Annotated in this window: 20 protein-coding genes; 11 read left to right on the forward strand and 9 right to left on the reverse strand. The window is 54.2% G+C overall.

Going from position 1 to position 24,779, the window contains the following annotated elements; genetic code table 11:
• The first annotated feature begins 23 nt into the window (after positions 1-23).
• Entirely contained in the window at positions 24-635 is a 612-nt protein-coding gene (locus J9253_RS13240) for a DUF2058 family protein (RefSeq protein WP_210221413.1), read from the forward strand.
• On the opposite strand, the gene rsmI is transcribed toward J9253_RS13240, so the two are convergent.
• Positions 595-1,437 carry a 16S rRNA (cytidine(1402)-2'-O)-methyltransferase gene (gene rsmI / locus J9253_RS13245; protein WP_210221414.1) on the reverse strand — a complete coding sequence of 281 codons (843 nt, stop codon included), beginning with the start codon at positions 1,435-1,437 and terminating at the stop codon, positions 595-597. The two genes, J9253_RS13240 and rsmI, sit on opposite strands and share 41 nt — an antisense overlap.
• 68 nt (positions 1,438-1,505) lie before the next feature.
• Positions 1,506-3,524: a sodium-translocating pyrophosphatase gene (locus J9253_RS13250; RefSeq protein WP_210221415.1), complete on the reverse strand. Its 2,019-nt coding sequence runs from the start codon at positions 3,522-3,524 to the stop codon at positions 1,506-1,508.
• Positions 3,525-3,798: 274 nt separating this feature from the next.
• Here J9253_RS13250 and J9253_RS13255 point away from each other — a divergent pair, with 274 nt between their 5' ends.
• From J9253_RS13255 to argA, 4 genes are read left to right on the forward strand one after another with little or no spacing between them, the layout of a single operon-like run.
• Complete coding sequence (locus tag J9253_RS13255) at positions 3,799-5,313, forward strand: penicillin-binding protein activator (RefSeq protein WP_210221416.1); 1,515 nt, start codon at positions 3,799-3,801, stop codon at positions 5,311-5,313.
• The gene (locus J9253_RS13260) at positions 5,303-5,671 is read left to right on the forward strand and encodes a YraN family protein (protein ID WP_028489950.1); all 369 of its coding nucleotides are present in this window, start codon (positions 5,303-5,305) and stop codon (positions 5,669-5,671) included. The genes J9253_RS13255 and J9253_RS13260 overlap by 11 nt, the downstream gene beginning before the upstream one ends.
• 15 nt (positions 5,672-5,686) lie before the next feature.
• Positions 5,687-6,280, forward strand: coding sequence for a phosphoheptose isomerase (locus J9253_RS13265; protein ID WP_210221418.1), 594 nt, complete (start codon positions 5,687-5,689; stop codon positions 6,278-6,280).
• A complete protein-coding gene (gene argA, locus J9253_RS13270; RefSeq protein WP_210221419.1) occupies positions 6,277-7,551 on the forward strand; it encodes an amino-acid N-acetyltransferase in 1,275 nt (424 codons plus the stop codon). The genes J9253_RS13265 and argA overlap by 4 nt, the downstream gene beginning before the upstream one ends.
• A gap of 42 nt (positions 7,552-7,593) precedes the next feature.
• On the opposite strand, the gene J9253_RS13275 is transcribed toward argA, so the two are convergent.
• Entirely contained in the window at positions 7,594-9,819 is a 2,226-nt protein-coding gene (locus J9253_RS13275; RefSeq protein WP_210221420.1) for an NADP-dependent isocitrate dehydrogenase, read from the reverse strand.
• A 149-nt stretch (positions 9,820-9,968) separates the two neighbouring features.
• Here J9253_RS13275 and J9253_RS13280 point away from each other — a divergent pair, with 149 nt between their 5' ends.
• A complete protein-coding gene (locus J9253_RS13280) occupies positions 9,969-11,048 on the forward strand; it encodes an EndoU domain-containing protein (RefSeq protein WP_210221421.1) in 1,080 nt (359 codons plus the stop codon).
• Here the strand turns inward: J9253_RS13280 and J9253_RS13285 are convergent, their stop codons facing one another.
• Positions 11,049-12,593 (reverse strand): AmpG family muropeptide MFS transporter, encoded by a 1,545-nt coding sequence (locus J9253_RS13285; RefSeq protein WP_228291383.1) that lies wholly within the window; start codon positions 12,591-12,593, stop codon positions 11,049-11,051.
• A 569-nt stretch (positions 12,594-13,162) separates the two neighbouring features.
• Between J9253_RS13285 and J9253_RS13290 the strand changes: the two genes are divergently transcribed.
• The 5 genes from J9253_RS13290 (at position 13,163) to J9253_RS13310 (ending at position 19,983) form a co-directional block, all read left to right on the forward strand.
• Positions 13,163-13,609, forward strand: a complete 447-nt coding sequence (locus J9253_RS13290; protein ID WP_210224691.1) for a hypothetical protein — start codon at positions 13,163-13,165, stop codon at positions 13,607-13,609.
• Positions 13,606-17,115: a beta strand repeat-containing protein gene (locus J9253_RS21250; RefSeq protein ID WP_210224629.1), complete on the forward strand. Its 3,510-nt coding sequence runs from the start codon at positions 13,606-13,608 to the stop codon at positions 17,113-17,115. The genes J9253_RS13290 and J9253_RS21250 overlap by 4 nt, the downstream gene beginning before the upstream one ends.
• Before the next feature lie 119 nt (positions 17,116-17,234).
• Complete coding sequence (locus J9253_RS13300) at positions 17,235-18,332, forward strand: glycosyltransferase (protein WP_210221422.1); 1,098 nt, start codon at positions 17,235-17,237, stop codon at positions 18,330-18,332.
• 93 nt (positions 18,333-18,425) lie between these two features.
• Positions 18,426-19,619 (forward strand): glycosyltransferase, encoded by a 1,194-nt coding sequence (locus J9253_RS13305; protein ID WP_210221423.1) that lies wholly within the window; start codon positions 18,426-18,428, stop codon positions 19,617-19,619.
• A gap of 67 nt (positions 19,620-19,686) precedes the next feature.
• The gene (locus J9253_RS13310) at positions 19,687-19,983 is read left to right on the forward strand and encodes a DUF2288 domain-containing protein (RefSeq protein WP_210221424.1); all 297 of its coding nucleotides are present in this window, start codon (positions 19,687-19,689) and stop codon (positions 19,981-19,983) included.
• Positions 19,984-20,041: 58 nt separating this feature from the next.
• Here J9253_RS13310 and J9253_RS13315 read toward each other — a convergent pair whose 3' ends face one another.
• Genes J9253_RS13315 through J9253_RS13335 form a run of 5 tightly spaced genes read right to left on the reverse strand, consistent with a single transcriptional unit; the run spans position 20,042 to position 24,722 of the window.
• Entirely contained in the window at positions 20,042-20,788 is a 747-nt protein-coding gene (locus J9253_RS13315) for a rhodanese-like domain-containing protein (RefSeq protein WP_210221425.1), read from the reverse strand.
• Between the two features lie 25 nt (positions 20,789-20,813).
• A complete protein-coding gene (locus J9253_RS13320) occupies positions 20,814-21,503 on the reverse strand; it encodes an acyltransferase (RefSeq protein WP_210221426.1) in 690 nt (229 codons plus the stop codon).
• Positions 21,504-21,523: 20 nt separating this feature from the next.
• Entirely contained in the window at positions 21,524-22,705 is a 1,182-nt protein-coding gene (locus J9253_RS13325) for an SDR family oxidoreductase (protein ID WP_028489639.1), read from the reverse strand.
• A gap of 37 nt (positions 22,706-22,742) precedes the next feature.
• Positions 22,743-23,036, reverse strand: a complete 294-nt coding sequence (locus J9253_RS13330; RefSeq protein ID WP_038141505.1) for an acyl carrier protein — start codon at positions 23,034-23,036, stop codon at positions 22,743-22,745.
• Positions 23,037-23,042: 6 nt separating this feature from the next.
• Positions 23,043-24,722, reverse strand: coding sequence for an HAD-IIIC family phosphatase (locus J9253_RS13335; protein WP_210221427.1), 1,680 nt, complete (start codon positions 24,720-24,722; stop codon positions 23,043-23,045).
• Between the last annotated feature and the right edge of the window lie 57 nt (positions 24,723-24,779).

The following is a 24,779-nucleotide window of genomic DNA, read 5'->3' on the forward strand; positions in this document are numbered from 1 at the left end:
GTCGACAATTTCAAGAGAATAGCATGGCACACTCATTACGCGACCAGCTCCTCAAGGCAGGGCTCGTCACAGAAGCACAGGTTGAAAAAGCCAATCAACCTAAACCCAGCACGCTTCGGCAACCTCAGGCAAAGAGCAAACCGCCGCGTCGGGAGAATCGCCCACCTCCGGCCGCTCCACGCCCTGAAAGCCGCGAAAACAAAGCGCCTCGGCCTGCTCCCAAGGAAAAAAGTGACCTTGCGCAGTTCTATGAAGCCCGCGCCAAGACCGAACGCGAAGAACGCCAACAGGCCGAACAACGCCAGCGCGAAATCGCCGCCCGCCGCAAACAAACCCGCGAACAAGTGGCCGCCCTCATCAACGACAATCTGAAAAATGTCGACGATGCTGACATCCGCTACAATTTTGTCATCGGCGACAACATCAAATACCTGTACGTCACCGAAGCCCAACAGCAAGAACTCGCGGATGGCAAACTCGCCATCACCTTCCTCGGTGGCAAACGCTGCCTGATTCCGGCGGATACGGCACAACAAATTTTGGCACTAGACCCCGACAAACTGATCGTGATCAATGCCCCGGAAGACGATGCCATTACCCCATCGCCAGAGCCTGCTTGTACAACTGATTCTTAGGCAATCCCGTCAAACGGGCAGCAAGCGCTGCTGCCTGTTTCACCGGCAACTCCTCCAACAACACCGCCAGGATACTGTCGGCACGCAAAGCACTAAGCTGTTCCTGATCCTCCGTCACCACATTGCCCGCAATCACCACCACAAACTCACCGCGTGACATATTGGTATCGGTTGCCATTTGCTGCAACAAATCCCCGGCACTGCCCCGGTAAATGCTTTCAAACAACTTGGTCAACTCCCGCAAGATCACCACCCGGCGTTCCTCACCCAGCGTTGCCACCACATCCGCCAACATATCCGCAATCCGATGGCTGGACTCGTAAAACACCAAAGTACGCGGCTCTTCGCGCACCCCTTCCAATAACTTACGGCGCGAAACCGATTTTGCAGGCAGAAATCCTTCAAACACAAAACGATCCGTCGGCAACCCCGCCACCGACAATGCCGCAATCAAGGCACTTGCCCCCGGAATCGGCACCACGGTATGCCCTGACTCCCCCAAAGCATGAACCAACTTGTAACCAGGGTCACTGATCAACGGCGTGCCCGCATCACTCACCAAGGCCAGTTGCATCCCCTGATCCAACTCGGCACGGATACTCGCCACCCGATCCGCTTCATTATGATCATGCAAACTTGCCAAGGTATTCTGGATACCGTAATGGGTCAGCAAACCGCGCGTGACCCGCGTATCTTCTGCGTAAACCTTGTCGACTTCCGACAAGATACGCTTACCTCGCTCGGTCATATCCGCCAAATTACCAATCGGCGTTGCCACGCAGTACAAAATACCTTGCTTCATGTCTTTTCCTAAAAAACGAAGCCCGCCACAAAGGGCGGGCTTCTGGTTTCAACCAACAATACCCTGCATTATGCCAACAATGGCACGATCATCAAGGCCACAATATTGATGATCTTGATCAGCGGGTTAACCGCCGGGCCTGCGGTATCTTTATACGGGTCGCCGACAGTATCGCCCGTCACGGCAGCCTTGTGCGCTTCAGAACCCTTGCCACCGAAGTTACCCTCCTCAATGTATTTCTTGGCGTTATCCCATGCACCACCGCCGGTTGTCATGGAAATCGCCACGAAAATCCCGGTAATGATCGTCCCCACCAATACGCCACCCAAAGCTTGCGGCCCCAGCGTCAAACCAACTACCACAGGCACGGCAACTGGCAACAGCGAAGGCAAAATCATTTCCTTGATCGCCGCTTTGGTCAACATATCCACACATTTGCCGTATTCCGGCTTGCCCGTGCCTTCCATAATGCCCGGAATGTCGCGGAATTGACGGCGCACTTCCACCACCACCGAACCGGCAGCACGCCCCACAGCCTCCATCCCCATCGCTGCAAACAAATACGGCACCATGCCACCAATAAACAGGCCAATAATGACCATGTGGTTCGACAAATCAAACGTCAAACCGGGGTGGCTGGTGGAAAGCGCATGGGTATAATCCGCAAACAACACCAAAGCTGCCAAACCGGCTGAACCAATCGCATAACCTTTGGTAACGGCTTTAGTGGTATTACCCACCGCATCCAGCGGGTCAGTAATGTTACGCACTTCATCCGGCAAGCCTGCCATTTCCGCAATCCCGCCCGCGTTGTCAGTGATCGGGCCGTAAGCATCCAGTGCCACGATAATCCCCGCCATCGACAGCATCGACGTTGCCGCAACCGCAATCCCGTACAAACCAGCCAGTTCATACGCGCCCCAAATCGCCAGACACACCGCCAACACCGGCGCAGCGGTAGATTTCATGGAAACCCCTAACCCGGCGATGACATTCGTACCATGCCCAGTAGTGGAGGCTTGCGCAATATGCTGTACCGGGCTGTATTCCGTGGCAGTGTAATATTCCGTAATCCACACCATTGCCGCCGTCAGCAGCAAACCGATAACCGCCGAGCCATACAAGGCATTCACTGAATACAGGGCATTATCGCCCATCATGATGTCAGTTACTGGGTAAAACAGCACCAAAGATGCCGCACCCGCTACCGCCAACCCCCGGTACAAAGCATTCATGATTTTGCCACCCGTGCGGGCTTTGACGAACATGACCCCCAAAATCGAGGCCAAAATCGAAAAGCCGCCCAACACCAAGGGGTAAACAATGGCATTTTCCGAGCCATTCATCAGCAAGCCGCCCAGCAACATGGTAGCAATGATGGTAACCGCATAAGTTTCAAACAAATCAGCCGCCATCCCCGCGCAATCGCCGACGTTATCCCCCACGTTATCGGCGATAACTGCCGGGTTACGTGGGTCATCTTCCGGGATACCTGCTTCGACCTTGCCCACCAAATCCGCGCCTACGTCAGCGCCCTTGGTAAAGATGCCACCACCCAACCGCGCAAAAATGGAGATCAAGGAACCACCAAACGCCAAGCCCACCAAGGCATGGGTTGCATCACTGGAAGAAGTCCCCGTCATGGTCAGCACAGCGTAATAACCCGCCACACCCAACAATGCCAAGCCAACCACCAACATGCCCGTAATCGCGCCGCCCTTGAAGGCAACATCCAGCGCTGCATTCAGGCCATGTTTGGCAGCTTCCGCCGTGCGCACATTGGAACGCACCGACACATTCATGCCGATATACCCCGTTGCACCCGATAGCAGCGCACCCAGCGCAAAACCAATCGCGGTTTTCCAACCCAGAGTCATGAAAATGACTGCAAACAGCAGAATACCCACCACGGCAATGGTGGTGTATTGGCGGTTCAGGTAGGCTTGCGCCCCTTCCTGAATAGCTTGCGCAATGCTACGCATTTTCGCGTCACCTTGCGGGCGAGCCAACACCCAGCGAATCGTGACAACACCATAGATGAGCGCGGCAAGCGCACACAAAATAGCTACGGCCAAACCTGTGGACATCAAAGTACCTCCATCACATATTTCTATTATCTAACGGAACACCACCCGACCCGTCTGTAGTGCCAAGCAAGATCAGGCGCTCGTAAACAAGCATAGCCCTATTTTCAGCATCTAACCGTATTGTTTATCCGCCTTTTATGGATATTTATCAGCTTTATCTACCGACTCAACCCCCATAAAATACCACTCGCCGTATCAAACCTTCAGTATCCCGAAAAAAAAATGCTATATTTCAGCAACCATACCCTCCTAAACAGGTACCAGGACTCACATCATGCAACCAAGATTTCACCAAAGCATCCTGAAATATTGCGCTCTATCCTTATTAATAGTCGTGCCACTGTTACTGCAAGGGTGCTCACCAACCACGAGCATCCCCGGTACAGATGGCAGCGCCACCCAAGGCAATGCCAGCATTGAACAAGCCAATGCACTGTTTACTCAAGGCAAAAAACGTGAAGCAGCTCAGGCTTATTATGCAGCCTCTGCTCGCTACCCAACCCCGCAGCGCGAACGGATAATCTTGCAAGCAGCTGAAATCGCCGCCTCCATCGGTGATGCCCAATTAACCAATACCTATCTGGCTCGCGTCCCTGCCTCTGTACTGGATGGTGAAAACCGTGCCCGCCAAGCCTACGTCAAAGCACTCTTGGCGCTACAACAAAAAAACCCCGCGTTGGCCTTGCGCACATTGCCCAGCAATCTGGATAATATTTCCCCGGCCTTGCGTGCAAAAGTCAAACATATCCAGCAACGCGCCCAAGCCAGTGCAGGCGGCAAAGGTGGCTCTGTAGGGCAAAACGTGCAGCGAGCCATGGTTCCCAGCAGCGTTAACCGCATCGCAGCTCTGCTTCCCCAATCCGGCGCACTTCGTAGTGTTGGGCAAGAAATCTACCGAGGCATGGAAACTGCCCGTAACAGCATCGCCAGCGACACCACGGTGCAACTGTACGATGTCAATGCAGGTGGTGCAGTTGCCCAATACCAGCGGGCGGTCGCCGAAGGTGCTGATGTAGTGGTTGGCCCCCTCGACAAGGAATCACTGGCGCAATTGCTGGCGCAACCCCAACTGCTCTCCAAGCCTTTGCTGAGCCTTAATTACCTGACCAATAGCCGCAATATTCCGGGCGCACTCTACCAATTCGGCCTGTTGCCAGAAGATGAAGCCCGTCAGGTGGCAACAGCCACCACGGCACGGGGTTTACGCACGGCTATCGTCATGGCGCCCGCCTCCAGTTGGGGCGACCGGATAGCCGCTGCATTCCGTAGCGCCTATCAAGCCAAAGGTGGGCAAGTGCTCAATATCCAGCAATACCCAGACACAGCCTCCAATGCCTATATGCAAAACGTGCAGAATGCTCTAGCAGCCACCCAAGGGCGTGCCAGCATGGTATTCCTCGCCGCCTCCCCCAGCCAAGCGCGTCTAATGCGCCCACTATTGGCAGCGCAAGCACCTTCCTTGCCCGTGTATGCCACTTCGCACATCTTCTCCGGGCGCACTGACCCCGGCAATGACGCTGACCTCGACGGTATCCGTTACACCGAAATCCCTTGGGTCATCGAAGGTTTGCAAAACGGTAGCCTCAACAACTCCACCTTCCCGCGCATGTTTGCACTGGGCATGGATGCGCTGCTGATCGCCAAAAACCTGCCCAGCATTGGCGGCAACCCCAACGCGCAAGTCAACGGCAAAACCGGCGACATCCGCGTGGCAGGCAACCGCCAAATCCAGCGCACCCTGCTGTTTGCCACTTTCGTCAATGGCGTTCCACAAGCCCTTGGACAATAAGCAGCCGCAAGCGCCGCACCTGATACGCGGCATCAGCACCGAACAACTGGCCTGCGAATACTTGCAGGCCAGTGGTTTGCAACTGCTGCATCAAAACTACCGCCTGAAAATGGGTGAAATCGACCTAATCATGCGCGATGGCAATGTCATCGTGTTTATCGAAGTGCGCTACCGTAAAACCCAACGTTACGGCGGCGCATTGCTTAGTATTGACCCACGCAAGCAAGCGCGTATCATCCGCACCGCACAACACTATTTACAATACCGCGCCCCAGACGCCCAAGCGCGTTTCGACGTGGTAGCGGTAGAAGGTAACAATCCCATCAACTGGATCAAGAACGCTTTCGAATCGGGCTAAAGGGCTAACCCCATCATGAATTTACAAACACGCATCCAACAACATTTCGCCGCCAGCATTGCAACCAAGCAAAAAGCACTAGAGCTGTTACAAGAGCCCATCCTTACTGCTGCTCGTTTGGTTTTCGAGGCCATCCAACGCGACGGCAAAATCCTCAGTTGCGGCAACGGTGGCTCAGCAGGCGATGCCCAGCATTTTTCCTCCGAAATGCTCAACCGTTTCGAGCAGGAACGGCGGGGCTTACCCGCGATTGCATTGACCACGGACACTTCCACCCTCACCTCCATTGCCAACGATTACAGCTACGAACGTATATTCGCCCGCCAGATCGAAGCACTGGGGCGTAAGGGTGACGTATTACTGGCGATTTCCACCAGCGGCAATTCTGGCAACGTTAACCGCGCCATTGAAACCGCGCACGACTGCGGGATGAAGGTCGTTGCCCTCAGCGGCAAAGTAGGCGGCAGCATGAAAGACTTGTTGCAAGCAGGCGATGTAGAACTACGCGTCCCCGCCGACAGCACCGCCCGTATTCAGGAAACCCATTTGCTGTTAATTCACTGCATTTGCGACCTTGTTGACCAGATGCTCTTGACCGAAACACCATGAATGACCCCAGCAATAGCGTCAGCCTGCTACGCGAAGCCAGCCCCTACATCCAGCATCACCGCAATAGAACCTTTGTCATTGCCTTTCCCGGCGAAGTAATAGAACAGCCCACGTTTAACCGCCTGATTCAGGACATTGCCACCGTTTCCGCCTTGGGCAGCCGCATTGTCATCGTCCACGGCACTCGGTCGCAAATCAACCAACGGCTTGCAGCGGCTGGGCGTGTCGCGCACATCCACCACAATATCCGCGTCACGCACCCGGATGATATTCCTCTGGTAGAAGAAACCGTTGGGTTCCTTCGCATCAAAATCGAAAGCCTGCTCAGCCACGCCCTCAATCAACCCGGTCTGGAAAACGCCAGCATCGGCGTAAGCTCCGGCAACTACATCACCGCGCAGCCGCTTGGCATCATTGATGGCGTCGATTACGGGCATACCGGCAAAATCCGCCGCATTGCTCATCGCTTTATCCAGCAACAACTCGACAGCCACAATATTGTACTGATGTCACCTATCGGCTACTCCCCCAGCGGCGAAACCTACAACATCGACTACGAACACGTCGCCCTCAGCACCGCCAAAGCCTTGAATGCTGACAAAATCATTTTCCTCAGCGACAACGACGCACAACTGCCCCACGAAATCACCGCCGGGCAAATTGATGCCGATGCCAACGCCTCACCTTTCCTGAAAAAGATCGCCCGCATCCTGCTGGATGGCGACAGTGAACGCGTCCACCTACTGAATGCTGCCACCGACGGCGCCTTACTGCTGGAAGTGTATACCCGCGATGGTGTAGGCAGCTTGATTGCAGCCCAACAATTCGAGCAAATGCGGGCAGCAACTGTAGAAGACATCAGCGGCATCCTCGACCTGATTCGCCCATTGGAAAGCAAAGGAACGCTGATCAAACGTTCGCGGGAACAACTGGAACTGGAAATCAGCAACTTCCATGTCACCGTGCGTGACCAGAAGATCATTGCCTGCGTCGCGCTTTACCATACGGACAACCCCGACATTGCCGAGCTTGCCTGCCTTGCGGTACACACCGACTATCGTGGCGGCAATCGCGGCGACAAACTGCTCCGACACATTGCCCAACTGGCGAAAACCCAAGGCACAACCCGCCTACTGGTGCTGACGACTCAGACCACCGACTGGTTTCGCGAACGCGGCTTTATCAAAGGCAGCGTCGATGAATTGCCACCCAACAAGAAATCGCTGTACAACTACCAGCGCAACTCGCAGGTGTTGTTTAAAACGCTATAAAGACTCTCCTCTCAAAACCGAGAAGAGAGTCCAGAAACAAGCTTACACAGCCGCTAGTGTGGCATTAAAGGTCGCACTAGGCCGCATCACTGCCGTCATTTTATCCATGTCAGCACAGTAATACCCATCCAGATCCACTGGCTGGCCTTGCACCGCATTCAACTCAGCAATAATCACCTGCTCATTGTCGGCAAGGGCTTTTGCCAGCGGCGCAAAACGTGCCGCCAACCCAGCATCTTGCGTCTGTGCAGCCAGTGCTTCCGCCCAATACAGCGCCAGATAGAAATGGCTGCCGCGTGTATCCAACTGCCCGACTCTGGCGGCGGGCGATTTGCGGTTATCCAGCAATTTGCCGGTGGCCTGATCCAGCGTAGTCGCCAGAATCTGGGCTTGCGGGTTGCCGGTCTTGATACTGACCTCTTCCAGTGAAGAAGCCATTGCCAGAAACTCACCCAACGAATCCCAACGCAAGTGGTTTTCTGCCACCAATTGCTGCACATGTTTAGGGGCGGAACCACCTGCCCCGGTTTCAAACATGCTGCCGCCCTCCATCATCGGCACGATGGACAGCATTTTCGCACTAGTCCCCAGCTCCATGATCGGGAACAGGTCAGTCAGGTAATCACGCAAAATATTGCCCGTCACAGAAATCGTGTCCATGCCCCGGATAATCCGCTCCAGCGTGAAACGCATGGCTCGCACTTGCGACATAATGTGGATTTCCACCCCGTTCAGGTCATGGTCTTGCAGGTATAGCTCGACCTTCTGAATCAGTTGCGCTTCGTGTGGACGGTAAGGGTCAAGCCAGAACACCGCTGGCGTATTCGACAAGCGAGCACGTTTCACCGCCAATTTCACCCAGTCACGCACCGCTGCATCCTTGGTTTGGCAAGTACGCCAGATGTCGCCGGTTTCGACCTGATGCTGCATCAGCACTTTGCCTTGCTCATCCACTACCCGCGCCGTGCCCGGTGTGGTGATTTCAAAGGTTTTGTCGTGTGAACCGTATTCTTCGGCTTTCTGCGCCATCAAACCCACATTAGGGACAGAGCCCATCGTGGTCGGGTCGAAAGCCCCATTGGTTTTGCAAAAACCAATCATTTCCTGATAAATCCGCGCAAAGGTACTTTCCGGGATCACCGCTTTGGTTTCCTTGAGCTTGCCATCCACACCCCACATTTTGCCGCCGTTGCGAATCATCGCAGGCATGGAAGCATCCACAATCACATCATTCGGCGCGTGCAAATTGGTGATGCCCTTATCGGAATCCACCATCGCCAATTCCGGCTGCTGGGCATAACCATCGGCAATGTCTTGCTCAATCTCGACGCGAATCTCTGCGGGCAAGCTCTGAATCTTTTCGAGCACACTGCTCATGCCGTTGTTCGGATTCACCCCCAACTGTTCAAACAACTCGCCGTACTTGGCAAACAAGTCCTTGAAAAACACCTTGACCGCGTGACCAAATACAATCGGATGCGACACCTTCATCATGGTCGCCTTGACGTGCAGGGAGAACAAAATCCCGCTATCCTTGGCATCGGCCAATTGCTCGGCATAGAAAGCGCACAGGGCTTGCTTGCTCATGTACATGCTGTCGATAATTTCGCCAGCCAGCAGCGGGATAGTTTTGAGCACTTGCACTTCACCATCCGGCGTGACCAATTCCATCCGCACCGCGCCGTCCTGTTCCATCACGACAGACTGTTCACTGGAATAGAAATCACCACGGCGCATGTAGGACACGTGAGTACGTGAGGCAGGACTCCATTTGCCCATTGAATGCGGGTTCTTTTGTGCATAACGCTTAACCGCAGGCGGCGCACGCCGATCAGAATTGCCCTCACGTAACACCGGGTTAACCGCACTCCCTAAGATTTTCGAGTAACGGCTAGCCAATTGCAGCTCAGCCTCGGTTTGCGGGTTTTCCGGGTATTCGGGAATCATGAAACCCTTGGCACGCAACTCGCTGACAGCCGCTTTCAATTGCGGCACAGAAGCGCTGATATTGGGCAATTTGATAATATTGGTATCCGACTCATGGGTCAGATGCCCTAATTCCGCCAGATTATCCGGCACACGTTGCGCTTCACTCAAATAATCCGGGAACTCTGCTAAAATACGGGTAGCCACGGAAATATCACTTTGGGTCACCTCAATGCCCGCCGTTGCCGTAAACGTCTTGATAATCGGCAATAACGAACACGTCGCCAGCAAAGGCGCTTCATCAGTCAAGGTATAGATAATTGTTGGGTTCTGCACAGACATTATGTTTCCCTACTTTGGTGGTAATCAGGCTGCTTTTTGTACAAGATGCAGCTCTGGTATAAAAAATTGGCGACTCATTATACCATGCCATCTATTACTTTAGGGATAGACATACCCACATTAATTTACCCACCAACACAGGCTTCAACATGAAACACCTTCTTTGGAAAACCGCAGTGTGCATCACTCTTACCCTAAGTGGGCTAACAACCGCTTTCGCACAGGTAACACTACCGCAACCCCGCGCCTTTGTGGTGGAGCAGCCTTGCGAGGCTTACACTTCACTGCGTAAAAAAAGCTATCCGGTCACGCTGGAAGTGGGCAAAACCTACCGCGCCACCGCTGAAAACAAACAGCCCGATGCCACCCATGCCGCCATCACGGTGGGTGCTGAAAACAAATGGGTCGCGTTAAGTTGTGGGCATTACGCCACCCATGCTGCCGCCGCGCCTACACCAGAAACCCCCGCCAACACCGATACCGCCTGCTTGCCGTTTTTCGACAATATCGACAACCCGGTGAAGATCAACGTCGGCGGCAATGCAGACATCACCCCGCCCGCTCCGGCACTCAACGCTTTCGACCTTGCCGTCAACGACACCTGTGGCGCACCCGGCAAAGTCGTGTCTGTCAACGAATTCCAAACCCTGTTACGCAAACACCCCGATGTATTGCAACGCCTGCAAGCCTTCACCCAAAACCAGGTGTACGCCAACCGCCCCGCGCCTGCTTCCAGCGAAGCCTATTTGCAGGATTTGAGTGATGCGTGGTTTAACCTCAAAGCGTTCGACCACATTTTCTGCGGCGAACCCAAAGCAGGCAGCGCCATCGGTGGTCTGCATTTCTACGGGCGCTACGTGCAATTGCAAGCCAGCGGTGATGCCTGTCGCATGAGCAACTTCCGCCAGAATGAAGTTGTGCCCGGCGTGCTGTATTCAATGGGCGCAACGATGAAGGCGGCCAACGGCGGCATTGCCCGCTCTTCCATCAAAGGCTACGGCCTGACCTTGAATGCTGAAGACATCCTCAAAGCTGCCACCCGTGCCTTTGCTGACAACCCCACCAATAGCGCTGAAAGTACCGCTTGCTTGTTACCTATTACCGATGATGGCGCTCATTTCACCACCGTATTCGTGCGCCGCGCCAACGGTATCCGCACCTTTTACCCGGATGCGACACCCGCCGCCAACGACCCGAAATGCAGCGCCGCGCTCAATCTGGCGGGATAATCACTCCACTTTCAGATGCTTACCGGCTGCCCACACCAACCACAGCACCGGAATCCCGATCAAGGTGGTGAAGGTGAAAAAGCCGGGGTAGCCAATGCTATCCACAATCGTGCCGGAATACCCACCAATGGTTTTCGGCAAGAGTGTCATCAAGGAACTGAAAATCGCGTATTGCACCGCCGTAAACGACACGCTGGTCAGCGATGACAGGAAGGCCACAAACGCCGCACTCGCAAAGCCCGCCGCCAGATTATCCGCCGTCACGGCCGTATACATCACCGGCACGTTATGCCCTGAATACGCCAGCCACACGAACACCAGATTGGTAAAAGCCGTCAGCACCGCCCCTAACATAAGGGTACGCATCACCCCATAACGGGTCGCGAACAACCCGCCCATGAAGCCACCCGCAATACTCACCACCACCCCAAAGGTCTTCACAGCAGTCGCAATTTCCGGCTTGCTGAAACCCAAATCCTGATAGAACACATTGGAAATCACCCCCGGCACAATATCCGTGATCCGGTACAAACCAATCAAGGCCAGCAACAACAATGCCGTTTTCACCCCATAACGGCGGAAAAACTCCGCAATCGGCTCAATCCAGGTATCCCGCGCCATCGCCTGATTCACCGCGCCCACCTGCACCAATGCCCAGCCAATCAGCACTGCCACCGCAATCGACAAGGACAAATGCAAAGTTTCCAGCCCAAAACCGACGAAAGCATCCCCACCCACAGCCGTTTGCAAATCCTCAAACAAGGCACTACTGATGGCAAAGGTAGTCACAAACCCCGCTACCGCCAAGGCAAATACCAGCAACAACCGAGTGTAATCCATTGCCGCGTAATGATGCCGTTCAGCCCGCTGATGCTCCGGCTCCGGGATCAGCAGCGTGGTAATCACGCCTACCAACATCATTCCAGCCATCGCCCAATACGTCCACTGCCACGCGGCATACACATAATGTGCCTTTTCCGACCCCAGCCACGACGCCATGAACAACGCCCCTGCTCCCGCCACGATCATCCCCAGCCGATAACCGGCGATATAAGTTGACGACATCATCGCCTGCAAACGGGTTTCCGCCGCCTCAATCCGGTAAGCATCGATCACAACATCCTGCGTCGCCGATGAAAAACCCAACAAAACTGCCGCCCACGCCATCCATTTTAACTGCGTTTCGCCCAGCACCGGGTCGATACTGCCCATCAACACAATCGCCAGCATGATCAATAATTGCGCCACTAACAACCACGCCCGACGCTTCCCCAACAGGCGGGTCAATACTGGCAGCGGCAGTTTGTCGATCAACGGTGCCCAGACAAACTTGAACGAATACCCCAGTGCCGCCCAACTGAAAAACGTCACGGTTTTACGCTCAACCCCCGCCTCCCCCAGCCATAACGACAGCGAAGAAAAGATCAACAGGAGTGGAATCCCCGCCGAAAAACCTAGAAACAACATAGTGATAACCCTAGGATGCAGGAACGCCCGCAACGATTCAGACCAGCCCATCGGCTGCGGCGGAGAGGTTTCAGTCATGATGCAGATACCCTTAGCTTGTTATGTATAAATGATCAAGACAGCATCATCGGCGAATCGTTCTCCGTTGTAAACGCCCAACAAACACCTCCGCCTTAACCGCTCGTAAGTGAGTTTGCAACTTTCATCCTTCCTCCCCGCACCATTTCAAAAGCCTTGACACATACTTCGGAACATCACGCAAGGCACAACAAACCTCACCCCAGCGTGGAGAAATTTGTTCCTGGCGACGCAGAGTGCAGATACGCCTGATATGGATTTTCTGGCAAGTTTGCATACGCCCAAGCATGGGCTGTTAGCCACGGAATAATAAAGAGCGGCTGAAATGACTTCAGCCACGACGAGTCAAAAAGCAAAGGAGCATGAAATGCTTAATCTCAACATCGGCAATCTTCCTAATACGACAAGCAGCAACTCTGTCATCAGCGGCAACTATGGCAGCAGCAACACAAGTTCAACCTCCAGTCTGGGCAGCTCAAGCAGTGGCCTGCCTGGTATGAGTGGTGACAGTTCCACCCTCATGATGACCCTTCTGCAACTGATCATGCAGTTACTGCAAAGTATGCAAGATGGTAGCGGCAGCCAAGGCAATACTGGCAGCCAAGACGACTGCGGCACTGGCACTGGCACTGGCACTGGCACTGGCACTGGCACTGGCACTGGCACTGGCACTGGCACTGGCACTGGCAGCTCCACTGGCACTGGCACTGGCACTGGCAGCTCCACTGGCACTGGCACTGGCAGCTCCACCGGCACTGGCAGCTCCACCGGCACTGGCGGTTCCACCGGCACTGGCGGCTCCACTGGCACTGGCGGTTCTCATGGCAACAGCGGTTCTCATGGCAACAGCGGTTCTCATGGCAACAGCGGCTCTCATGGTCATAACAACGGCGGTGCTACTGGCGCTACTGGCCCTAAAGGTGACACTGGTGCAACAGGCGCTACTGGCGCAACAGGCGCGAAAGGCGACACGGGTGCTACTGGCGCTACTGGCGCTAAAGGCGACACCGGCATGAAGGGTGACACTGGTGCAGCAGGTGCTAACGGCACAAATGGTGCTAAAGGTGACACTGGCGCAGCAGGTACTAACGGCACTAACGGTGCTAAAGGTGATACCGGCGCTACTGGTGCTAAAGGTGACACTGGCGCAGCAGGTACTAACGGCACTAACGGTGCTAAAGGTGATACCGGCGCTACTGGTGCTAAAGGTGACACTGGCGCAGCAGGCACTAACGGCACTAACGGTGTAGACGGTGCTAAAGGCGACAAAGGTGACACTGGCGCAGCAGGTACTAACGGTGCGAAAGGCGACACCGGCGCTACTGGCGCGAAAGGTGACACTGGCACAGCAGGCACTAACGGTACCAATGGTACTAACGGTGTAGACGGCGCGAAAGGCGACAAAGGTGACACTGGCGCAGCAGGTACTAACGGTGCGAAAGGCGACACTGGTGCTACTGGTGCGAAAGGTGACACCGGCGCAGCAGGTGCTAACGGCGCGAAAGGTGACACTGGCGCAGCAGGTACTAACGGCACTAACGGCACTAACGGCACTAACGGCACTAACGGCACTAACGGCACTAACGGCACTAACGGCACTAACGGCACTAACGGCACTAACGGCACTAACGGCACTAACGGCACTAACGGCACTAACGGCACTAACGGCACTAACGGTGCTGATGGTGCCAAAGGCGACACTGGCGCTACTGGCGCGAAAGGTGACACCGGCGCAGCAGGTACTAACGGCACTAACGGTGCTGATGGTGCTAAAGGCGACACTGGCGCTACTGGTGCTAAAGGTGACACTGGCGCAGCAGGTGCTAACGGCGCGAAAGGTGACACTGGCGCAGCAGGTGCTGATGGTGCCAAAGGCGACACGGGTGCTACTGGCGCGAAAGGCGACACTGGCGCAGCAGGTACTAACGGCGCGAAAGGCGACACGGGTGCTACTGGCGCGAAAGGCGACACTGGCGCAGCAGGTACTAACGGCACAAACGGTGCTGATGGTGCCAAAGGCGACACTGGCGCTACTGGTGCTAAAGGTGACACTGGCGCAGCAGGTGCTAACGGCGCGAAAGGTGACACTGGCGCAGCAGGTGCTAACGGTGCTGATGGTGCCAAAGGCGACACTGGTGCTACTGGCGCGAAAGGCGACACCGGCGCAGCAGGTACTAACGGCACAAACGGTGCTGATGGTGCTAAAGGCGACACTGGCGCTACTGGTGCGAAAGGTGACACCGGCGCAGCAGGTACTAACGGCACAAACGGTGCTGATGGTGCCAAAGGCGACACTGGTGCTACTGGCGCGAAAGGTGACACTGGCGCAGCAGGTACTAACGGCACAAACGGTGCTGATGGTGCTAAAGGCGACACTGGCGCTACTGGCGCTACTGGTGCGAAAGGTGACACCGGCGCAGCAGGTGCTAACGGCGCGAAAGGCGACACTGGCGCAGCAGGTACTAACGGCACAAACGGTGCTGATGGCGCGAAAGGCGACACTGGCGCGAAAGGCGACACTGGCGCAGCAGGCACTAACGGTACCAATGGTACTAACGGTGTAGACGGCGCGAAAGGTGACACTGGCGCAGCAGGTACTAACGGTGCTGATGGTGCGAAAGGTGACACCGGCGCAGCAGGTGCTACCGGCGCGAAAGGTGACACTGGCGCAGCAGGTACTAACGGCACAAACGGTGCTGATGGTGCCAAAGGCGACACTGGCGCTACTGGCGCGAAAGGCGACACTGGCGCAGCAGGCACTAACGGTACCAATGGTACTAACGGTGTAGACGGCGCGAAAGGTGACACTGGTGCAGCAGGTACTAACGGTGCTGATGGTGCCAAAGGCGACACTGGCGCTACCGGCGCGAAAGGTGACACTGGTGCAGCAGGTACTAACGGTGCTGATGGTGCCAAAGGCGACACTGGCGCTACCGGCGCGAAAGGTGACACTGGCGCAGCAGGTACTAACGGTGCTGATGGTGCGAAAGGTGACACCGGCGCAGCAGGTGCTACCGGCGCGAAAGGTGACACTGGCGCAGCAGGTACTAACGGCACAAACGGTGCTGATGGTGCCAAAGGCGACACTGGCGCTACTGGCGCGAAAGGCGACACTGGCGCAGCAGGCACTAACGGTACCAATGGTACTAACGGTGTAGACGGCGCGAAAGGTGACACTGGTGCAGCAGGTACTAACGGTGCTGATGGTGCCAAAGGCGACACTGGCGCTACCGGCGCGAAAGGTGACACTGGCGCAGCAGGTACTAACGGTGCTGATGGTGCCAAAGGCGACACTGGCGCTACCGGCGCGAAAGGTGACACTGGCGCAGCAGGTACTAACGGTGCTGATGGTGCGAAAGGCGACACTGGCGCTACCGGCGCGAAAGGTGACACTGGCGCAGCAGGTACTGATGGTGCGAAAGGCGACACTGGTGCTACTGGCGCGAAAGGCGACACTGGCGCAGCAGGTACTAACGGCACAAACGGTGCTGATGGTGCCAAAGGCGACACTGGCGCTACTGGTGCGAAAGGTGACACCGGCGCAGCAGGTACTAACGGCACAAACGGTGCTGATGGTGCCAAAGGCGACACTGGTGCTACTGGCGCGAAAGGTGACACTGGCGCAGCAGGTACTAACGGCACAAACGGTGCTGATGGTGCTAAAGGCGACACGGGTGCTACTGGTGCTAAAGGTGACACTGGCGCAGCAGGCACTAACGGTGCTGACGGCGCGAAAGGCGACACTGGCGCTACTGGTGCAACTGGCTCAAGCGGCTCAAATGGTCAAGGCTTCTTTGACTGGTTCTCTAACACCATCGGTGACGTTGATGGAAACGGAACCACAGACGCATTTGACGTTCAATCATGGTTGAAAGGTGATACTGGCGCTACTGGCGCTACTGGTGCAACCGGCGCTACTGGTAACACTGGTGCAACCGGTGCTAAAGGTGACACTGGCGCAACCGGCGCTACTGGTAACACTGGTAACACTGGTAACACTGGTGCAACCGGTGCAACTGGTGCAACTGGTGCAACTGGTGCAACTGGTGCAACTGGTGCAACTGGTGCAACTGGTGCAACTGGTGCAACTGGTGCAACTGGTGCAACTGGTGCAACTGGTGCAACTGGTGCAACTGGTGCAACTGGTGCAACTGGTGCAACTGGTGCTACTGGTGCAACTGGCGGCACTGGCTCTATGCCTGGCATGATCACTCCAGGGATGCATACGGGTAAAACCACTGATGGTTGCAACTCTGATGTGAAGCTCACCTGGAATGGCGGTACTACAGCAACACTGTGGACTTCCAAAGGCGACATGACCCTGACCGGTGTACAGAAGCAAGCTGACGGCACACTGACTGCCACTGGTGGCTCCGGCTCTTACAACGGCTGGTACGGCAACCTGTGTGACAACGACGGGGACGGCAAAGTCTTCACTCTGAGCACCCAAGGCGCTGACGGCAAGTTCACGTTTGAAGCCGACCTGAAGAAAGGCATGGATCTGACCGGTAAGGTTTCCTAAGCCTAACGTTATCTTCGGATAACGAGTGGTGGCTTTCCTTCGGGAAACCACCGCTTTTCACCTGACAGAAAAGCCCGCCCTTGGTGGGCTTTTCTTTGACAACAGGAGGACACCAAACAATGAAAGCAATCAAATCAAGCATCTGCCTAAACATGATTGTCAAAAATGAAAGCGAAATCATTACCCGCTGTTTGGATAGCGTCAAAGACCTTATCGACTACTGGGTGATCAGTGATACCGGCTCAACCGATGGTACACAACAAATCATTACGGACTACTTCAAACAGCACAACATTCCCGGATTGCTCCTCGAAAACGCGTGGAAAAACTTCTCCCACAACCGCAATCAGGCACTCGAACAAGCTTTAGGCCGCAACGGTTACATCCTGATCATGGATGCCGATGACTACCTATCCAAATCTGAAAGCTTTCGTTTTCATAAACTGACTGCCGACAGTTACATGCTCAAAATGCAACGCAATGGCATCGACTATTACAACGAAAGACTGATTCGCGCTAACTTACCTTGGCAGTGGCATGGGGTTCTGCACGAATACTTGCACAGCCCAACACCGTATAGCCGCGCCAACCTGCCCGGTGATTACGTGATCCAGTCCACCACGGAAGGCGCACGCAGCCAAAACCCGGACAAGTACAAAAATGACATCAAAGTACTCGAAGCAGCCCTGCGTGAAGAACCTGACAATACCCGTTACCAGTTTTACCTCGCCCAAAGCTACCGGGACGACCGCAACCTCGAACAAGCCGCCATACACTACCAAAAGCGTGCAGACATGGGCGGCTGGTCGGAAGAAGTCTATTACTCACTGCTCGAAGTCGCCAAAAACCGCTACTGGTTAGGGCATAACCACCTGGATGTCATTAACGCCTTCCTCATCGCCCACACCTTCCGACCGCAACGCCTCGAAGCACTCCATGAAGCCGTAAAAATATGCCGGATCAACGGGCATTACCACTTGGGTTGCCAACTGGGATGGACAACCAAAGGCATTTCAATGCCAGATGACACCCTGTTTGTGGACAAATCCATTTACGACTGGCAATTTATTGACGAACTCTCCATCTGCGCTGTGTATACCAATAAGCATCGGGAAGCAGCCCAAATGATGGAGCACCTATTAAACTCCCCACTAACACCCACGGAGGAAAAACCCCGACTCGAAGCCAATCTCCATTTCGCTCAAAGTCTGGCCTAACACACGCCCGACTTACCTGAAAGCCCGCCCTTTGGCAGGTTTTTGTAATGAATGAGTAAACACCCGTAAACACAAACTCATTGGTGACACATCATGCACACAACACCGAAAAGCGTCTGCTGGAACGCTATCGTCAAGAACGAATCCCGCATTATCGAACGCTGTATGGCGTCCATGGTCGATGAACTGGACTACTGGGTCGTCGTCGACACCGGCTCCACTGACGGAACGCAAGACATCATCCGCAACTTCATGGCGCAACACGGCGTTCCCGGCGAACTCATTGAGCGCCCCTGGAAAAACTTCTCCCTCAACCGCAGCGAAGCCCTCGAACTCGCCGAAAACAAGGCCGATTACATCCTGTTTTGCGATGCCGACATGGCGCTGGAAGTCCACGACCAACACTGGAAACAGCACCTCGAAGCCGACGCCTACCTCGTCAATCAACGTGCCCACGGCGGGCTACTCGTCTACCCCAATATCCGCCTCGTCAATGGACGCTTAGAAGGCGACCGTCGCTTCCGCTACTGGGGCGCAACCCACGAATACTGCGATTCCATTGAACCCTTTCTCGCCACTCGCGAGCGTCATAACGGCATTTTAATGCTGGATTTCGCGGATGGTGGTGCAAAAAGCGACAAATACGAACGGGATGCCCATTTATTGCAGGAACAAATTGCACAACTGCAAGCCCTCGAAACCGCCAGCCCCGCCGAACGCGAAGCTGCCCACCAAAGCGGCATACTGCGGCACGCCCCCAACCTGATTAGCCGCAGCACCTTCTATCTAGCCAAGACCTGGCGTGACAACGAGAACGCCAGACAAGCCATCAGCGCTTACCAGCAACGGGCGCAAATGGGTGGCTGGGAAGAAGAAGTCTGGTATTCGCTGTTCGAGATTGCCCGCCTCAAGGAACGGCTCGGCGACCCGGAGGAGGAAGTCATCCGCGCGTATCTGGATGCTTACGAAAACCGCCCACTGCGGGCAGAATCCCTGCATCACCTCGCCCGCTACTTGCGGCAAAAAGAGCGTTTTGCCCAAGCCTACCTGTACGCACTGGCAGCCAGCGACATCCCGATGACAGATGATTTACTGTTCGTTGCCCGCAATGTTTACGAATGGCAGGCCAAGGATGAGCTCGCCATCGCCGCGTACTGGATAGGCCGTTATCAGCAATGCGCCAACTTGTGTGACCAGATGCTGTCGAACCCGAACTTACCGGAGGCCGCCCGTACCCGGATTCAGGCAAATCTGGACTACGCCGTCGACAAACTGCGCCGGAACTGACGGGTATATTCCAGCCGCCTGCTGACGTAAAATGTCAGCCTGTGCTGCAATAATGGATAGCTTGCCAATGGAAGAACTACTGCCCCTGCGTGACCGCTTGAATCTGGAAACCGCCCGCATTACCTGGCCTGAACTGGAACGGTATTTCGCGGGCGGCAAGGTCATACAGGTTACCCCGGAACTGGATCTGATCGACGTTGCTGCGTGCATCGCAGAAGACGAGGCCACCCAGCTAAAAAACTGGATAGATAACCAGCAGGTAGGCCAATTAAATGACGATACCGCCCTACAATGGGCAGCCCAACAACCCGATAACCTGTGGGCAGTGGTGATTGCGCCGTGGGTATTGGTACAGGAACGTTAATCGCGCACACAAAAAAGGCCAGATCAACTGGCCTTTCCTGTATACTCCAACAATGGCATTACTTCTTTTCTTCTGCCTTGACAGCCGCTGGTTTAGCCGTTGTCAGACCGAGAATTTCCCAATCTTGCATCCCGCCACGGTACCACTTGATCTTGTCAGCCGGGTAGCCGAACTTCAGCAGTGTCTTGATATTGATCGGTGACTGACCACACCACATACCATTACAGAACATGACCAGTGTTTTTGCATCGGAATAATCAAACACCTTGCTGACGGCATCGCCACCTGTCGCAACGGCCTCGTCAACCGACATGGCGTCAGCACTCTCTGCCAGTTTAACGCCGAACTGCTCGGTCAGCACTTTGATGATGCCATCAGTGGTTGCACCCCGGTCGGGAGCTAAGCTTTCCCACGAAATATTCACTGCACTGGGAATGGTACCTTTTTCCACCCAGTCAGCGGTACGGGAGTCGATCACCAGAATGCTGCTATCACCACCATTCATTTTTTCCAGATAATCCAGCATACCCAGTTCGGCAATAGTATCAACACCGTCAGCGACCTTATCTGGCTGGATGCAGAATGGCGGACAAGGGCGCGAGGTCTTAGCAAAATCTTCCGACACGACCGCAGTGTTATCCTGATTACGTTTGATTTCAACATCAGCACCACCATGTTTGACGGTAATGCTCATTTTGTCGGCGGTAATACCAACAGGTTTCGCTTCATCAGCCGCAAAAGCCGCACTAGAAACACTCAAACCAGCAGCCAATAACGCAATATTCATCAATTGAGTAACATTCATAACAATCCTCCAGTTTTCAAACTATTTATTCTGCTTTAGCGGCTTCAGCCTCCGCCACAGGAAAACGCTCTTTAATCTTACGGGCAGGATTCCCGGAAACAAAACTATTTTCTTTAATCGGACTCATAACGATGGAATAAGGTGCCACAAAACATTCGTTTTCGATGGTCACCGCAGGCAAAATCACTGCACCCAGACCGATCCCAACGTTATTACCAATCACAATCGGTGCTGACAGTTGTGCCAATTCTCCACCCCAACTATAACAAACGCGGCGATCAGGTTTCCCAGAATCCGTCGGCAGATTGGTCAGCGAGTAAATTTTTGCGCCGGAACCCGTGCCACAATCATTACCGATCTGGACACCACCATGCGCCTGAATCAAGGAATACGGGGTAATATGGACATTATTGCCGATATGCAATTCACCGATGTCGTGCTGATAATTCGGGTTAGTCAGCACTTTTGCGCCCTCTTCCAACGGCACTTTACCTGCCATCAGGATGCAATAACGGTCAATCCAAACATCATCGCCCAAGTGAATATCACGCGAACCTTGAATAATGACGCCTTCATCAATAATGACGTTTTTACCGCAACTCCCCAAACGGCGACTGTAATACATATAGCGTAACGAACGCCCGACAGAACCGCCCAAATTGCGGATGAGACTTCTAAGTACGTTATCAAAAAACAGTACGATGGACTTAAACATGAGAAATCCTTTACTAAAAATCAGGACATAACCTGTCCGCCGTTAACGCGGATAGTTTCGCCCGTCAGGTAATCTGATTGGCGCGAAGCGAGGAAGGTAACGACACCGGCAATATCGTCCGGTTTAGCCAAACGGCGTAACGGCACACGTGCAGCAGCCATCAAGCGAATACGCTCAGGCACTTCTGACATTTGCGCGGTATCGGTCATGCCGGGGGCAACCATATTCACGCGGATACCACTGGAAGCCAATTCAATCGCCAACGCATGGCTAAAACCTTCCAAAGCGGCTTTCGCGGTAATAAACGGCAACTGATTCCCCATCGGGGTATCCAGCATTTGCGCACTGATATGGATGATTTTACCGTAACCCACCGCTTCCATTTGTGGCGTGACATGACGCACCAAATGGAAAGCCCCTTGCAATGCCGTTTGCAAATGCGCGTCAAAATCTTTCCACAACACATCCGTCCAACGGATAGGAGCCATGGAAGCTGTCGTGCAATTCACCAGCACCGTAATATTACCCAAGTGACGTTTGACGTGATGCACCATATTGGCAACAGCGGCCTCGTCACGAATATCCGCACTCACGATTACCGTTTTTTGCCCTGCCGTTTCGACTTCACGCGCAATGGCAGCAGCTTTATCCATTTGGGTAAAGCCATGTACGGCCACATCAAACCCGGCGGCTGCAAGGCTACGGCATACCGCACTGCCCATGCCACCTGAGCCACCCACCACCAAAGCAACCGGGCGCGGTGGTTCTGGCTCAATCGACACATCCTCTTCAAACTCCACCACTTTGACCTTGGCGATACCCGTGGTCACTTTCTGGCGGTTCTGGTTGAAAATATCGGTTTGCAGTTCAATAACCTGGGTACGATCCGCCTTGCTCAGCACTTCGGCACGCACCAACAAGGTGTCACCGACCCTAACGGGCAGCAAAAACTCAAGACTCTGGGAGAACCACAGCGCCCCGTCACCCGGCAAACGTGTCCCAATAATGGTCGAGATGAATGACACCCCTAACATGCCATGCGCCACCGGCTTCTTGAAGCTGGTGCGGGCTGCATAATCAGCATCCACGTGCAGGCGGTTATCATCGCCGCTCAACTCAACAAAGCGTTCCAAATCTTTTTCGGTGACGACGTGTTCCAGTTCGGCCACTTGCCCAACCAGTATTTCATCAAAACGAGCCATGCTTGCCCCTTAGGTAATTCATACAGTGCACTGGGTTTTAATAATAACTAAATAAGTCATCGTCAGGGTTAGGGGCTGAAGAATCCTCGTTACATTTACACACGGTCAATGCCACGATGTCAGCCGCCGTATCCAATTGCGCGAATTCTTCTTCGGTATAACGGATACCAAACTCCTCTTCCAGCATCAACAGGATTTCGACCTGCTTGAGGGAATCCCAGTCGCGGCGACCATTCATTGTCAGCCATGCCTCTTCACCACTGGGTAAAGGCTTGCCCAATACAGCAACAATAGCTGCCTGTAAGGTAGCCTTAACTTTATCTGCATCCATATTTTGTTATTCCTCGGTTAATTTGACGCTTTGTACAGGCGTAAACTGTTCAAGTTTGTGTTTCGGGATACCGTTCAGCCCTTCTTGAACGGCATCAGGTGCCATTTCCAGATGCCCGGCCAACCACGCAACGGCGGGCTGGTTACGTGGGCCATGCTGGACACGGAAAGCAACCTGCTGACAGGTCTGGAATTGTGGCATCTGGCGGATAGTCCATAACACCAACGTGTCTTCCAATTGACGCCCTAATGCGCGGCAACTGATGCACAGTTCCTCAATAACCAGCAAATCACCGTGACGTTCGGCAACCATGACAGCGATAATACCACTATCTGACAGGCGGTCTTTCAATTGCACGCAAGCGACACAAGCATTATCACTCTGGTGACGCTCGGTGATTTCCGACAGGCTAAATCGCCGCATCGCCAGATTAAACTGATTAGTCTTTTTGCACAAATCAGCCAGACGCGACAAATGTTCCTGTGGGGAATGATTGAAGGTCAACGACACTTGCAGGTTACGTAAATATTCTTCCGGGTCAGTTACCTCAGTGAGCAAGGATTCACGCAAGGCATTCGCCTTCATATCCTGATTACGCTTCACGTCATCGGCAGTGACTTTCCAGCGCCACAAACCGGGGTAATATTCCAGCGCCCGCTGGGTCAGCTCGGCATTGTCGTGAGCATGAATCGCGTGAACGGTAGGCAACTGACTGGTAACAGCCACCAACTCACCAAGGTTATCATCCACGAACAGCACCGCATCCGGGGCAATCCGCAAAGCTTGCGCCACCCGGGCAATCGCACTGGCCTTGTCGCCCCATGACACTTCTGTTGCCGCAAAATCATCCCATTTCAGCGGAAAATCATCACGTTTGGCAAACAGTTCCTCCACGTCGACACGCTCATTGCGTGATACCAACGCCAGAAAGATACCTTTCTGCTGCAAAGCTTTAATGGAGGCTTGCAAAGCAATGTGCTGTGGGGTCAATTCCACACCCTGAACCCCATCTTCGCCCAGAATCCCTTTGTGCAAGGTATTATCCAGATCCAGCGCCAAGGCTTTAATCGGCGGGGAAATTGCTGCCGGAAGCCAATGGCAAGCCAGCTTGCGTGCCAATACTGCTTGGGCAGCATTGCTGACTGGCGAACCTGTCGCAACTGCAATCCGCATATCCAGCAACGCAACACCCACCTCACGACAAGCGCTACCAATATCAGCAAAGTAAATGTCTGGCAAGGTATCAACCAATGCCTGCATCTGCTGGCGCTGCTCAGGGTTTTGCAACCAAGTGGCCACAATAATCGGCGCGGTCGAGGTAGAACGCAGTACACCCAAACGGGTCAACAGCCATTCGCTCCACGACGCAAAATCGGTATTTTCCAGATAGCGGCTGCTATCCAGCCATAACAGTTCAATATCGGCCGGGGCGTGCCCAGCAAACATCAGGGAATCATCGTAATCCCCAAAATTGAAGGCCACTTGCCAACGCCCAAACGCAAAATACGGGTTCGCCAAACTAATGATAGACTCCAGCGCATGGTTGCGCCAAACATTTACCGTGACCGCCCGATAGTGGTCTTCACCAAAGTTCAGTTGTTGTAATGACAAACGGGTAGGGCGTGCTGTAAACAACACCGGCTGCCCTTCCATCCGTTTGATAGTAGAAGACATTTCAGAAGACATTACATGCCGCTCCAGACAATTTCCATAAAGCACTGACACTTTTTAACATACACCCGC

The sequence above is a fragment of the Thiothrix litoralis genome (assembly GCF_017901135.1).
Lineage (GTDB): Bacteria > Pseudomonadota > Gammaproteobacteria > Thiotrichales > Thiotrichaceae > Thiothrix > Thiothrix litoralis.